General features: G+C 68.0%; 10 protein-coding genes. 5 read left to right on the plus strand and 5 right to left on the minus strand.

Features of this window, described 5'->3' with window-relative positions; genetic code table 11:
- Positions 1–279 precede the first annotated feature (279 nt).
- From HWX55_RS04845 to HWX55_RS04860, 4 genes are all read left to right on the plus strand, one after another.
- On the plus strand, positions 280–612 hold the full coding sequence (locus HWX55_RS04845; RefSeq protein ID WP_244140487.1) for a T6SS effector amidase Tae4 family protein: 333 nt from the start codon (positions 280–282) through the stop codon (positions 610–612).
- 31 nt (positions 613–643) lie between these two features.
- Positions 644–925 carry a T6SS amidase immunity protein Tai4 family protein gene (locus HWX55_RS04850; protein WP_244140488.1) on the plus strand — a complete coding sequence of 94 codons (282 nt, stop codon included), beginning with the start codon at positions 644–646 and terminating at the stop codon, positions 923–925.
- A gap of 143 nt (positions 926–1068) precedes the next feature.
- Positions 1069–3432, plus strand: coding sequence for a UvrD-helicase domain-containing protein (locus HWX55_RS04855; protein ID WP_027807866.1), 2364 nt, complete (start codon positions 1069–1071; stop codon positions 3430–3432).
- Positions 3429–4226, plus strand: a complete 798-nt coding sequence (locus HWX55_RS04860) for a 5'-methylthioadenosine/adenosylhomocysteine nucleosidase (protein WP_175974419.1) — start codon at positions 3429–3431, stop codon at positions 4224–4226. Before HWX55_RS04855 ends, HWX55_RS04860 begins: the two co-directional genes overlap by 4 nt.
- Positions 4227–4295: 69 nt before the next feature.
- Here the strand turns inward: HWX55_RS04860 and HWX55_RS04865 are convergent, their stop codons facing one another.
- Positions 4296–5531: an MFS transporter gene (locus HWX55_RS04865; protein ID WP_175974421.1), complete on the minus strand. Its 1236-nt coding sequence runs from the start codon at positions 5529–5531 to the stop codon at positions 4296–4298.
- Between the two features lie 404 nt (positions 5532–5935).
- Between HWX55_RS04865 and HWX55_RS04870 the strand changes: the two genes are divergently transcribed.
- Complete coding sequence (locus HWX55_RS04870; protein ID WP_175974423.1) at positions 5936–7609, plus strand: methyl-accepting chemotaxis protein; 1674 nt, start codon at positions 5936–5938, stop codon at positions 7607–7609.
- A gap of 21 nt (positions 7610–7630) precedes the next feature.
- Here the strand turns inward: HWX55_RS04870 and HWX55_RS04875 are convergent, their stop codons facing one another.
- Genes HWX55_RS04875 through HWX55_RS04890 form a run of 4 tightly spaced genes read right to left on the minus strand, consistent with a single transcriptional unit; the run spans position 7631 to position 12530 of the window.
- Positions 7631–8506, minus strand: a complete 876-nt coding sequence (locus tag HWX55_RS04875; protein ID WP_050018179.1) for an HlyD family secretion protein — start codon at positions 8504–8506, stop codon at positions 7631–7633.
- A gap of 12 nt (positions 8507–8518) precedes the next feature.
- On the minus strand, positions 8519–8722 hold the full coding sequence (locus HWX55_RS04880; RefSeq protein ID WP_006476212.1) for a DUF1656 domain-containing protein: 204 nt from the start codon (positions 8720–8722) through the stop codon (positions 8519–8521).
- The gene (locus tag HWX55_RS04885) at positions 8719–10923 is read right to left on the minus strand and encodes an FUSC family protein (protein WP_175974425.1); all 2205 of its coding nucleotides are present in this window, start codon (positions 10921–10923) and stop codon (positions 8719–8721) included. Before HWX55_RS04885 ends, HWX55_RS04880 begins: the two co-directional genes overlap by 4 nt.
- Positions 10924–10937: 14 nt before the next feature.
- Complete coding sequence (locus tag HWX55_RS04890) at positions 10938–12530, minus strand: efflux transporter outer membrane subunit (RefSeq protein ID WP_175974427.1); 1593 nt, start codon at positions 12528–12530, stop codon at positions 10938–10940.
- Between the last annotated feature and the right edge of the window lie 116 nt (positions 12531–12646).

Below are 12646 nucleotides of genomic sequence, written 5' to 3' on the forward strand. Positions count from 1 at the left end.
CAGGTTCGTACGTGTCCAATTGCTGACGCGTGTTGGGACGGCTAACTTGCGAGTCTGGCTGCGGGTTTGAGTCGGCGAGGGCTCGCTGCCGCATCGGTCCGCCGTCGTCACCAAGGAGAGTGGAGTGATACGACCGACATTTGCCGCCGCGTGGGCGGCGTCAACGAAGATTTACGATCCGGCCCGTTCGGGCGAGAGAGTGGCACAGGTGATAGGGGCAGCGTCGCTGCGCATATCCGGGATAAAAAGAACCCTTGGCGGAACACATGCGCGGTTCGTATGAGCTATATCCTGAATGAAGCTGGCGTAATCGTCCCGTCCATGTCGGGCAAGACCAGAGAAGGAGCCGATCGCCGACACTATTTTTATCGTGTCAGAGATGTGATCTCGTTTCTGAAAGTTGTTTGGGGCGCGCCTCAACTCATTGCCTATCCGCCGAGCGGTGGGGGCTCACTGGCGGGGAAACGTGGTCTTATCGAGGTGCATGGATGGAGTGACGCCAGCGGGCATGCGACACTTTTCAATGGACTCAAGTGCTACGACGCTTGTTATTTCAACGAGCCGGAGGCGAACTATCGCACTAGCCGCGCTTATTTCCGGTCGCTCAAATGAACATTTTTCGGGCGGTCTGCGCCGTCGCGCTATGTTCGGCACTGTCTGCCGAAGCAGCCGATTCCGTCATGGCCGTGCGGCGCACCAATGCGGAGAATTACAAGGACAGGGCGATCGGGCGGTCGAGCGGCTTGCAGAACACTATTTGCGCCGCGATTACGGCAATCCCGTGGAAGGTTACGCCGGGGCAAAATTTGCTCTGCTGAAATGCCTGGACCTGTATCACGGCCCCGAACTCGACGAACAAGTTCGCCGGTATGTCCCTCATCTCGACTGGATCGGCGACAAACCTGCTGCCCCGCGCACGAAATAACGCTGGTCACGCGTGCCGAAGCCGTCGCCGGCGGGGCAGGCGGCCTTGTTGGGCCGCGATGCCACATCGGTCGGCCACGGTATCGCGCACGACGGACTTATAATGTCGGGTCCGCATTTTTCTCGCCCGTTAGCCGCCGCTCCATGCCCGATCTGCTCGCCAATCTGAACCCCGAACAACTCGCCGCCGTCACGTTGCCGAACGAACCGGCGCTGATCCTCGCAGGGGCGGGCAGCGGCAAGACCCGCGTGCTGATCACGCGCATCGCGTGGCTGATCCAGCAGGGCTATGCATCGCCGCCCACCGTGCTCGCCGTCACCTTCACGAACAAGGCCGCGCGCGAGATGATGGCGCGCCTGTCGGCGATGATGCCGATCGACACGCGCGGGATGTGGATCGGCACGTTCCACGGCCTGTGCAACCGGATGCTGCGCACGCACTGGCGCGACGCGGGCCTGCCGCAGACTTTCCAGATCCTCGATACGGCCGACCAGCTGTCCGCGATCAAGCGACTGATGAAGGCGGCGAACGTCGACGACGAAAAGTACCCGCCGAAGAACGTCCAGTACTTCATCAACAACGCGAAGGAGCAGGGGCTGCGCCCGGACAAGGTCGACGCGACCGACAACTTCAACCGCAAGTTCGTCGAGCTGTACCAGGCGTACGACCAGCAGTGCCAGCGCGAAGGCGTCGTCGATTTCCCCGAGCTGCTGCTGCGCTGCTACGAGCTGCTCGCGTACAACGCGCCGCTGCGCGCGCACTACCAGGCGCGCTTCCGGCACATCCTCGTCGACGAGTTCCAGGACACCAACAAGCTGCAGTACGCGTGGCTCAAGATGCTCGCGGGCGGCGAGAACGCGATCTTCGCGGTCGGCGACGACGACCAGTCGATCTACGCGTTCCGCGGCGCGAACGTCGGCAACATGCGCGACTTCGAGGACGAATTCCGCGTGCGCAACCTGATCAAGCTCGAGCAGAACTACCGGTCGCACGGCAACATCCTCGACGCGGCGAACCAGCTGATCTCGAACAACGCGCACCGCCTCGGCAAGAATCTGCGCACCGACGCCGGCCACGGCGAGCCCGTGCGCGTGTACGAAGCCAGCACCGATTCGCAGGAAGCCGGCTGGATCGTCGAGGAAATCCGCTCGCTGATCAATACCGGGATGGCGCGCAGCGAAGTGGCCGTCCTGTACCGCAGCAACGCGCAGTCGCGCTCGATCGAGCACACGCTGATGTCGTCGGGCATTCCGTACCGCGTGTACGGCGGCCTGCGCTTTTTCGAGCGGCAGGAAGTGAAGCATGCGCTCGCGTATCTGCGCCTGATCGACAACCCGAACGACGACACGGCATTCGCGCGCGTCGTGAACTTCCCGACTCGCGGGATCGGCGCGCGCTCGGTCGAGCAACTGGCCGACGCCGCACGGCTGTACGGCTGCTCGATGGCCGCCGCGATTCCGTACGTGACCGGCAAGGCCGGCACGAGCCTCGGCGGGTTCGCGAACCTGATCGCGAAGATGCGCGCCGACACGCAGCACATGAACCTGCCCGACACCGTCGAGCACATCGTGCGCGCGAGCGGCCTCGCCGATTTCTACCAGGGCGAACGCGAAGGCCAGGATCGCCTCGAAAACTTGCAGGAACTCGTGAACGCGGCCACCGCGTTCATCGCCGAGGAAGGCTACGGGCTCGACACGCCGGCCCGCTCGATCCCGCTGCGTGCGGGCGCGATCGCGGCGCCCGAGCTCGGTACCGCGACCGACGATCCGGCGGTCGACGTGCTCGATCCGGCATCGCCCGCCGACCCGGCCCAGAACCCCGACACGATGACGCCGCTTGCCGGCTTTCTGTCGCACGCGTCGCTGGAAGCAGGCGACAACCAGGCGCAGGCCGGCCAGGACGCGGTGCAGCTGATGACCGTGCACGCGGCGAAGGGGCTCGAGTTCTCGGCCGTGTTCATCACCGGGCTCGAGGAAGGGCTGTTCCCGCACGAGAACAGCGTGCTCGAATCGGACGGCCTCGAGGAGGAGCGTCGGCTGATGTACGTCGCGATCACGCGCGCGAAGGAGCGGCTCTACCTGTCGTTCGCGCAAAGCCGGATGCTGCACGGCCAGACCCGCTACAACGTGCGCTCGCGCTTCTTCGACGAGCTGCCGGAGCACGTGCTGAAGTGGCTCACGCCGAAGGTCGAGGCCGGGTCGCGCTGGGGCGGGCGCTCGGACAACGCCGGCTACGGGCGCGACTGGTTCGCGCGGCCGGGCGGCGGCAGCCGCGAGCAGATCGTCGATGCGGCCGTGTCCGCGCCGCTGCCCGCGTTCGCGAACAAGCAGCGTGCGGCCGACACCGGCTTCCGGGTCGGCCAGCAGGTGTTCCATACCAAGTTCGGCGAAGGCACGGTCACCGCGCTCGAAGGCAACGGCACCGATGCGAAGGCGCAGGTGAAGTTCAAGCGCCACGGCGAGAAATGGCTCGCGCTCGCGGTCGCGAAACTGCAGGCGGTGGAATGATGGACGTCGACCTCGTCGTGGCGCCTGCCGCGCGTCCGCTCGGCATTCTGGCCGCGCTACCCGAGGAACTCGGCGACCTGATCGCCGCGATGCGCGCCGACGGCGCGATGAAGACGGTCACGCTCGGCCGCCGCGATTATCACGTCGGCACCGTGCACGGCGCGGCCTGCGTCGTCACGCTCGCGCGGGTCGGCAAGGTCGCGGCCGCTGCGACGGTCAGCGCGCTGATCCACGTGTTCGGCGTGTCGGGTGTCGTGTTCACCGGCGTCGCGGGCGGCGTGTCGCGCACGGTGCGGGTCGGCGACGTCGTCGTGGCCGATACGCTGCTGCAGCACGATCTCGACGCATCGCCGCTGTTTCCGCGCTATGAGGTGCCGCTGCTCGGCATCACGCGTTTCGCGACCGACGCAGCGCTGACGGCCCGCTTGCGGGCCGCATGCGCGCTGTTCGTCGAGGAAGAGGGCGCGCAGTTCGCCGAGCGCTTCGGGCTCGCCAGCGCGGCGCTGCACGCGGGGCTCGTCATCAGCGGCGACCGCTTCGTGTCGAGCGAGCCCGAAGTCGTCGCGCTGCGCGACGCGCTGCCGGACGCGCTCGCGGTCGAAATGGAAGGCGCGGCGATCGCGCAGGTGTGCGCCGAACACGACGTGCCGTTCGCGCTCGTGCGCACGATCTCCGATACGGCCGACGATCACGCGACGCAGTCGTTCTCGCACTTCCTGTCGGCGATCGCGAGCAGCTATTCGTCGGGCATCCTCAAGCGTTTCCTGACGCTGCATGCGACGACGGCGGCCTGAAGCCGCCGTCGTATTCTCCCTTCGTACCATTCGACCGGCCACGGTGCGCACGCCGCGGCCGGTCGTTCGTCACGCCTTTTTGCGCCCGCTGCCTTCGAGGTTCGGCAGGAACACCGTCAGCACGCCGATCAGCGGCAGGAACGAGCACACCTTGTAGACGAACGGAATGCTCGTCGCGTCCGCGAGCTGGCCGAGCACGGCCGCGCCGACGCCGCCCAGCCCGAACGCGAAGCCGAAGAACAGGCCCGCGACCATCCCGACCTTGCCGGGCATCAGCTCCGTCGCATAGACGAGGATCGCGGCGAACGCCGACGCCAGCACGACGCCGATGATCACGGTCAGCACGCTCGTCCAGAACAGGTTCGCGTACGGCAGCAGCATCGTGAACGGCGCGACGCCGAGGATCGACACCCAGATCACGTACTTGCGGCCGATCCGGTCGCCGACGGGCCCGCCGATCAACGTGCCGGCCGCCACCGCCGCGAGGAACACGAACAGGTGGATCTGCGCGGCCTGTACCGACAGGTGGAATTTGTCGATCAAATAGAACGTGAAATAGCTGTTGATGCTCGCGAGGTAGAAGTACTTCGAGAACACGAGCAGCACCAGCACGCCGATCGCAGCCATCACGCGACCGCGCGACAGCGTCGGGTGGCCGGCCGGTGCGGCCTTCTTCTTCATCGACGGATGCTTCTTGTACCAGTGGCCGATCTGCGTGAGCACGATCATCGCGACGAGCGCGGCCGCCGAGAACCACGCGATGCTGTGCTGGCCGTGCGGAATGATCACGAGCGCGGCGAGCAGCGGCCCGAGCGCGGAGCCGGCGTTGCCGCCCACCTGGAACACCGACTGCGCGAGCCCGTGCTGGCCGCCCGACGCCATCCGCGCGACCCGCGACGATTCGGGATGGAACACCGACGAGCCGCAGCCGACGAGCGCCGCGGCCACCAGCAGCATCGGGAAACTCGACGCCGCCGACATCAGCAGCAGCCCCGCGAGCGTGAAGCCCATGCCGACCGGCAGCGAATACGGCTTCGGACGCTTGTCGGTATAGAGGCCGATGAGCGGCTGCAGCAGCGACGCGGTGATCTGGTAAGTGAGCGTGATCAGGCCGATCTGCGCGAACGACAGCGCGAACTGGCTCTTGAGCATCGGGTAGATCGCGAGGATCAGCGACTGGATCATGTCGTTGAGCATGTGCGAGAAGCTGATCGCGCCGAGCACCGGGTAGACGGTGCGGGCGACGGGCGGTGCGGACGGCTGAGCGACGGCTGGGCCGGCGCCGGAGTCGAGGCTGGTTTCCATGTGAGCTGAACGAGTTGAGGTGGCTGGCGCGCTCTGTTGGGGATCGGCGCGTGGTTGATTCGTTGATGCGTCAAAGAAGTGTAATGTGGCGTGTCACGAATGTCCTGCCAAGTTTTATCGCGAATCGGACATTCGTCCGACGGATCGGCCGATGCGTGCTTTTTTGGACGGGTATAACGCTGGCGGCGCGTCCGCCCTTCAGCGGGGCCGCGCCGGGGCCGGTGCGTGTTTTTCCGGACTCAAGAAACGGCGGTGGCGGCCGTAGAACGACCCAATGACAACACGCGCGCCGCGCCTGGCCCCGGCTACCCGCCGGGCAGGCGCCGGACGCGCGGCATGGCCTGCCATCGCGGGACCGCCGGGACCGACCTTTCCGGCAGCGTGATCCATACGGGGATAGTTCGATGAAAGCAGCATCTTTGCATCCACAGCCCGGTGCGGCGGCCGCCGCATCCGGTGTTGCCGCCGGTCGTGTCGCACGGCGTGCGCGCGCGGCGCGTCGCGAGCGTCGGCCGTGGACCGTCAAGGCGACGTTGCGCGCCGCATTCGCGATCCTGCTGGTGGGCACGCTCGCGATCGGCGTGTTTTCGCTGTGGCAGATCAGCCGGCTGAACGCGTCGATCGCGTCGGTCTACGAACAGGGTCACGTCGCGAGCCGGGCGGCGGCGGAAGTCCGCGCCGAGGTGCTGCGCGCGAGCCGCGCGCAGAAGATGTTGCTGACCGCGACGACCGCGAAGGAGCGCGACGAACTCGGCGCCGAGGTGAGCGCGGGGCTCGCGTCGATCGGCCAGGCGCTCGGCACGCTGCAGCGCTATGCGGATCCGGCCGATACCGGCGATTCGGCGCGGCTGCACGCGTTCTCGACGGCGGTCGGCACGTGGAGCACGCATCTGCGCGATTTCGTCACGCTGGTGCGCGCGCAGCCGCTCGACCTGTCGCAGATGAACTGGCAGGTCGGCACGCAAGACGTGTCGCTGCTGGTCGAAACCGGCAAGCTCGAAAAACTCGTCGCCGAACTCGTGAAGACGCGCGGCGAGAAGTCGAAGGCGACGCTCGATGCGTCCGCCACCATTTTTTCGTCGTCGTTCGCGATGATCGCCGCGATGACGGCCGCATTGATCGTGCTGGCCGTCGTGATCGCCGAGCGCGTCGTGCGGCGCCTCGCGTCGCAGCTCGGCGGCGAGCCCGCGCTCGCGAAGGAGATCGCCGCGGACATCGCGCGCGGCGACCTGACGCGGCCGATCACGCTCGGCCGGCACGATCGCGGCAGCATGGTGCGCGCGCTGGCCGAGATGCAGACGGGGCTCGCGGCCACCGTCGGCGAGATCGCGGTGAGTGCCGAGGCCATCGCGGCCGCGTCCGGCGAAATCTCGACCGGCAACCTCGACCTGTCGCGGCGCACCGAACAGCAGGCCGTCGCGCTCGAGCGCACCGCGGCCAGCATGGAGCAGCTCACGTCGACCGTGCGGCAGAACGCCGAGAATGCGCGTCAGGCGAGCTCGCTCGCGGCCAATGCGTCGGCGGTGGCGGAGACGGGCGGGGAGGTCGTCGGGCGCGTGGTCGCGACGATGAGCGAGATCGACGACAGCGCGAAGAACATTCGCGACATCATCGGCACGATCGAAGGGATCGCCTTCCAGACCAACATTCTCGCGTTGAACGCGGCGGTCGAGGCCGCGCGCGCCGGCGAGCAGGGGCGCGGTTTTTCGGTGGTCGCCGGCGAGGTGCGGCTGCTCGCCCAGCGCTCGGCGACCGCGGCCAAGGAGATTCGGGAGCTGATCGGTGCGTCGGTCGAGCGCGTGGCCAACGGCGCGGCGCTCGCGCACGACGCGGGCCGCACGATGGGCGACGTGGTGCGCGCGGTCAAGCGCGTGACCGACATCATCGGCGAGATTTCGGCGGCGTCGGACGAGCAGAGCGCGGGGATCGACGAGATCGGCCGCGCGGTCACGCAGATGGATGCCGGCACCCAGCAGAACGCGGCGCTCGTCGAACAGGCGGCCGCTGCCGCGAACGCGCTCGACGAGCAGGCTCAGGCGCTGAAGGCGCTGGTCGGCCGTTTCCGCATCGCGCACTGAGCGTGCGGCGCGCCCCGGCGCTTACGACTTCTTCTGCTTGTCCGGATCGATGATGACCGTGCAGGTCGTGCCCGCCGACAGCACCACGTCGGCCGGCACTTCGTCGATCCGGATGCGCACCGGCACGCGCTGCGCGAGGCGCACCCAGTTGAAGGTCGGGTTCACGTCCGCGACGAGGTCGCGGCTTTGCGGGTTGTCGCGATCGTAGATGCCGCGCGAGATGCTTTCCACATGGCCCTTCATCACGCCGCCGCTCATCAGCCGCATTTCGGCCGGCGCGCCGATCTTCACGCGCGGCAGCTTGGTTTCCTCGAAGTAGCCGTAGACCCAGAACGAATGGCTGTCGACGATCGCGAGCTTCGCCTGGCCGGCCACCGCATAGTTGCCCTTGAATGTCTGAAGGTTCGTGATGTAGCCGTCGACCGGCGCGACGACGCGCGTGCGTTCGAGGTTGAGCTTCGCGGCGTCGAGCGCGGCGATCGCCTGCTGGTATTGTGCGTCGGCGCTCGACGCGCTGTGCGCCGCGTTCTCGCGGTTTTCCTTCGACACGACGAGCGCATCGAGATCCGCGCGGCGGGCCGCGTCGTCGCGGCGCATCTGCAGTTCCGCGCGGCGGGCGGCCACGGCCGCCTGCGCCTGCTCGACCGCGATCCGGTAGTGCGACGGGTCGATCTGCATGATCAGGTCGCCTTTCTTCACGAGCTGGTTGTCATGCACGGGCAGCTCGACGATCGCGCCCGACACGTCCGGTGCGACGTTGACGATCTCGGCGCGCACGCGCCCGTCGCGCGTCCACGGATCGTCCATGTAGTGCACCCACAGCGAGCGCCCGATCAGGATCGCGACGAGAAGGATGACGGCGGTCGCGACGAAGCCGAAGAGTTTTCTGAGCATCATGATGGTTCGGAATCAACGGTAAACGGCAAGACTCAGTCCGCCGCAAATGCAGACGAGAAGGCAGGCCCGGAACAGCGACGGGTGCCAGACGAGACGGTAGAGGCCCGTATAGGCGAGCAGGCGGTCGACGGCCCAGGTCGCGATCGCGCCGAGGACGAACATCAGCACCACCGTCGGCATGTAGGCATCGAGAATGGCGATTTCACGCGGCATCATGACGAGGCTCCTGGTTGGGGACGCACGGGGCGGTTGCGGTTGAGCGGCTCGAGCGGCGATTCCGGGTCGAGCAGCGCGGTCCGCACGAAATGCAGGTGGCTCAGGATGCGCTGCAGCCGGTGACGCTCGTCGCGCGACGGCTCGACCGCATCGAGCGTCTGCCGGGTCGCGTCGATCGCCGCATTGGTCGCGGCGAGCGTCGCGTCGAAACGTGCTGCGCTCGGCGTCGAGAACAGCGCCGACAGCGCGCTGCGCATCGTCTCGATCGCGCGCCGCCACGGCATCGCACTCGCATAGCGCGGGTCGGACGGCAGCGTCGCGAGCTCCTGGCGCAGGTCGATCGTCGCGTTGCCGGCTTCGAGCACCGCGAACATCCAGCGCAGCGCGTCGCGCTGCACGTCCGGCTGGTCGGCCGACAGCGTGTGCGCCTGGTACATCAGGTCCCGCGCGCCGCTTTCGAAGCGCGTGCGCAGGCCCGCGAGCCGCGCGTGGCCGGCCGCGACCACCTGGTGGCGCAGGTCGGCGAACAGCCGCTTCTTGTGCCACGGCGCGGTCGGCGGGAACAGCACCGCGAACGCGATCGCCGACGCCAGCATCGCCAGCACCAGCGCGAGCGAGTCGTTCATGAAGCTGGTCGGATCGTAGTGCGTGATGTTGTCCGGGCCGGCGAGGAAGCTGAAGAAGATCAGGTAGCCCATCCCGTAGCCGGCAAGCTTCGGCTTCAGCGTCATGAAGATGCCGATCGCGAGCAGCGGCGCGAGCGCGACGCACAGCAGCGGAAAGCCGTCGATGTGCGGATAGATGCCGAACGTCAGCAGGAAGCCCGTGCAGACGGCGAGCGCGGTGCCCATGCCCATCTGCGCGGACATCGCGGTGGGGCGCGGCGTCGACGACGCGAGCGCGCAGGTGGCCGCCGCCGTCAGCGTCATCGTCACGCCGCTCGGCCACGCGGTCTCGATCCAGAACCAGCCGAGCACGAGGATCACGGTCGCGGTGCGGATCGCCGCGATCACCATCGCCGTCGCATTGGTGCGCGGCTCGTAGCGTTCGATCCAGCGTTCGCGCTCGTGCGTCGCGCTCGACAGCGACGCGTAGGTGGCCGCGTATTCGTGCAGGTCGGTGATGAAGCGGTACAGCAGTTCGGCAGCCGTATCGAAGTCGAGCAGCGGAAAGTCCGGCTGCGTCTCGAGCGCGGCGCGCGTCGCGCGGATGCGGCGCGGCAGCGCGTCGCGCCACGCGAGCAGTTGCGCGGCCGCGTGGCCGGCGTCGGCCGACGTGCGCACCGGCTCGCCGGCGGGCGTCAGCAGCAGCGGCGCGATCTCGCGAAAGTACGGCTCGATCGCGTCGATCGCGGCCTGCGCGCCGGCCGCATGCAGCCGGTTCATCAACTGGTGCAGCGCATGGAAGCGGCTCGACGCGCTCATGAACTCGCTGTTCAGCCGCGCGAGGCGGCCGCTGCGCATCCGCGTGTCCGGATCCTCGAACACGGCCATGCTGCGCGCGGCCTCGAACCCGACCACGTCGGCGACGAAGCGCGTATGGATGGTTTCGATATGCGCGCGGTCGAGCTTGCCCGACAGCGCCGCCGCGACGTAGTCGACGAAGCTGCCGAAGCGCTTGCGCACCGTCGTGCGCATCTGCTCGCCGGTGGTCCGGGGAAACACGAGTGCGCTGACCACGCCGGCCGACACGATGCCGACCATGATTTCGGCCACGCGCGTCATCGCGCTCATGAATGCGCCGTCCGGGTGCTGCGACGCGGGCAGCCCGATCAGCGCGGTCGTGTAGCCGGCCAGCAGGAAGCCGTAGCTGCGGAAGTTGCGGTTGCGCGCGGCGCCGGCCGTGCACAGGGCAACCCACAGCGCGACCGCCAGCAGGAACAGTTCCGGCTGCTGCGGGAACAGCCCGACGAAGGTGAGCGTCGCGATCAGCCCGAAGATCGTGCCGGCGACCCGGTAGAAGCTTTTCGCGAGCACCGCGCCGCTTTGCGGCTGCATCACGATGAACACGGTCGTCATCGCCGTTTTCGGCGCGGGCAGGTCGAGCCGCATCGACACGCCGGTCGCGATGAACGCGGCGAGCAGCGCCTTGAACAGATAGAGCCACGCGGCGCCGTCGGTGCGGGCCCAGTCGCCGAACGCGGCGGTCCAGGCCGCGAACGGGCCGTCGACGCGCGAGGAAGCGGGGGAGGAAGCTGACATGGCGGCGCTCCGCGTTACCGTGCGGCCGGCGCGGCGGCGCCGCCGGCGGTTGCGACCTGCGCGGGGCGGGCGGCGGCGGCCGCGGGCTTCGCGGCCGATGCGGCGGCTGGCGCGGCTACACCGACGGTGGCCTCATCCTTCGGCGGTTGGCCGCCCCGGACATCCGTCCCCGTCTCGACCCCGCCGCCGAGCGCGGCCATCAACTGCGCGTGTGCGGCGAGGCGTTCCGCGTCGATGCGGGCGGCCGTCTCCTGCGCGCGCAGCAGTTGCTGTTGCGCGACCAGCACGTTCACGTAATCGGTCAGCCCGCGGCGGAAGCCTTCGCGGGACAGTTGATAGCTGCGATTGTTGGCCGCCACCGACCGCGCGGCGTCCTTCTTCTGCGTATCGAGCGAGCGGATCCGCACGACCTGGTCGGCGATGTCCTTGAGCGCGCCGACGATCGTCTGGTTGTAGCGCTCGACCGCCTGATCGTAGCCGGCATTCGCGGCGCCGAGCTGTGCACGCAGCCGGCCGCCTTCGAAGATCGGCAGCGACAGCGCGGGACCGGCCGTCCAGCCGCCGTTCATCGCGCGCAGGAAGTCGGTGAACGGCGCGGTCACGCCGAAGCCGCCGACCGTCGCGAGCAGGTCGATGTTCGGGTAGAACGACGCCTTCGCGACGTCGATGCCGCGCGCCTGCGCGTCGACCGTCCAGCGCGCCGCGACGACGTCCGGGCGGCGGCCGAGCAGGTCGGCCGGCATTGCCGACGGCAGGCCGGCCGGCGCATCGAGCGCCAGTTGCGGCCGCTTGATCGCGTCGCCGGCGCCGGGACCCTTGCCGGCCAGTGCGGCGAGCTGGTGGCGCGCGAGCTGGATCGCTTCTTCATAGCTGTCGATCTGCCGCTCGTAGTCGGGCAGCGTCGATTCCGCCTGGCTCACGTCGAGCTGCGTGCCGAGGCCGGCCTGCAGCCGCTTGCGGGCGAGATCGGCAAGCGAGCGCTGGCGCTCGTACGTTTCGTGCGCGAGATCGAGCAGCGCGTAGTTCATCGACATGCCGACATACGCGCGCACGACGTTGACTTCGAGTTCGAGCTTTGCCGCCCGCGCGTCGGCGGCGGTCGCATGCGCGGTGTCGAGCGCACGCTCGGTCGCGTTCTTGTCCTTGCCCCACAGATCGAGGTGATACGACAGGCCGAGCGTGCCGGTGTTGTTCCAGGTGTCGGTATCGGCGAGCGGCCCCGGGCCGTAGTACACGTTGTCCGGCCAGTGCTGACGCATCAGCGACAGGTTGCCGTTGATCTGCGGCAGCTCGGCCGAACGGGCGACGCGGGCCATCGCCTTCGCTTCGCGCACGCGGGCCTCGGCCGCCGCGAGGGTCGGGTTGCCGGCCTGGGCGGCGGCGATCCACGCATCGAGCTGCGGATCGCGATACGCGCGCCACCAGTCGGCGGCGGGCCAGCCCGCATCGCGGTCGGCCGCGCGGATGGCCGCGCCGGCGTCGAGCGCGTTCGCTTCGATGCGAGTGGACTGGGTTTTGTTGTCGCCCATGCTCGCGCAACCGGCCATTATTAATGAGACTGCAAGAACCGCCAGTGCGAGCGTCCCTTTTGTCGCCGGAGACTGCACGATTTTCTCCCTTTCGGATATAGATGAGTCGGAGGCGATTATATTTTTCAGCGATTCCTGAATAAACGGACAACGGTGCAAGTCATTTTTACGAATCCTGAGATAATATTTGTTGG

The sequence above is a fragment of the Burkholderia sp. BCC1047 genome (assembly GCF_902833155.1).
GTDB lineage: Bacteria > Pseudomonadota > Gammaproteobacteria > Burkholderiales > Burkholderiaceae > Burkholderia > Burkholderia sola.

Coding starts and splice junctions, on each gene's coding strand:
- HWX55_RS04845 (WP_244140487.1), top strand. CDS start 280: ATGAGCTATATCCTGAATGAAGCTGGCGTAATCGTCCCGTCCATGTCG.
- HWX55_RS04850 (WP_244140488.1), top strand. CDS start 644: ATGTTCGGCACTGTCTGCCGAAGCAGCCGATTCCGTCATGGCCGTGCG.
- HWX55_RS04855 (WP_027807866.1), top strand. CDS start 1,069: ATGCCCGATCTGCTCGCCAATCTGAACCCCGAACAACTCGCCGCCGTC.
- HWX55_RS04860 (WP_175974419.1), top strand. CDS start 3,429: ATGATGGACGTCGACCTCGTCGTGGCGCCTGCCGCGCGTCCGCTCGGC.
- HWX55_RS04865 (WP_175974421.1), bottom strand. CDS start 5,531: ATGGAAACCAGCCTCGACTCCGGCGCCGGCCCAGCCGTCGCTCAGCCG.
- HWX55_RS04870 (WP_175974423.1), top strand. CDS start 5,936: ATGAAAGCAGCATCTTTGCATCCACAGCCCGGTGCGGCGGCCGCCGCA.
- HWX55_RS04875 (WP_050018179.1), bottom strand. CDS start 8,506: ATGATGCTCAGAAAACTCTTCGGCTTCGTCGCGACCGCCGTCATCCTT.
- HWX55_RS04880 (WP_006476212.1), bottom strand. CDS start 8,722: ATGATGCCGCGTGAAATCGCCATTCTCGATGCCTACATGCCGACGGTG.
- HWX55_RS04885 (WP_175974425.1), bottom strand. CDS start 10,923: ATGTCAGCTTCCTCCCCCGCTTCCTCGCGCGTCGACGGCCCGTTCGCG.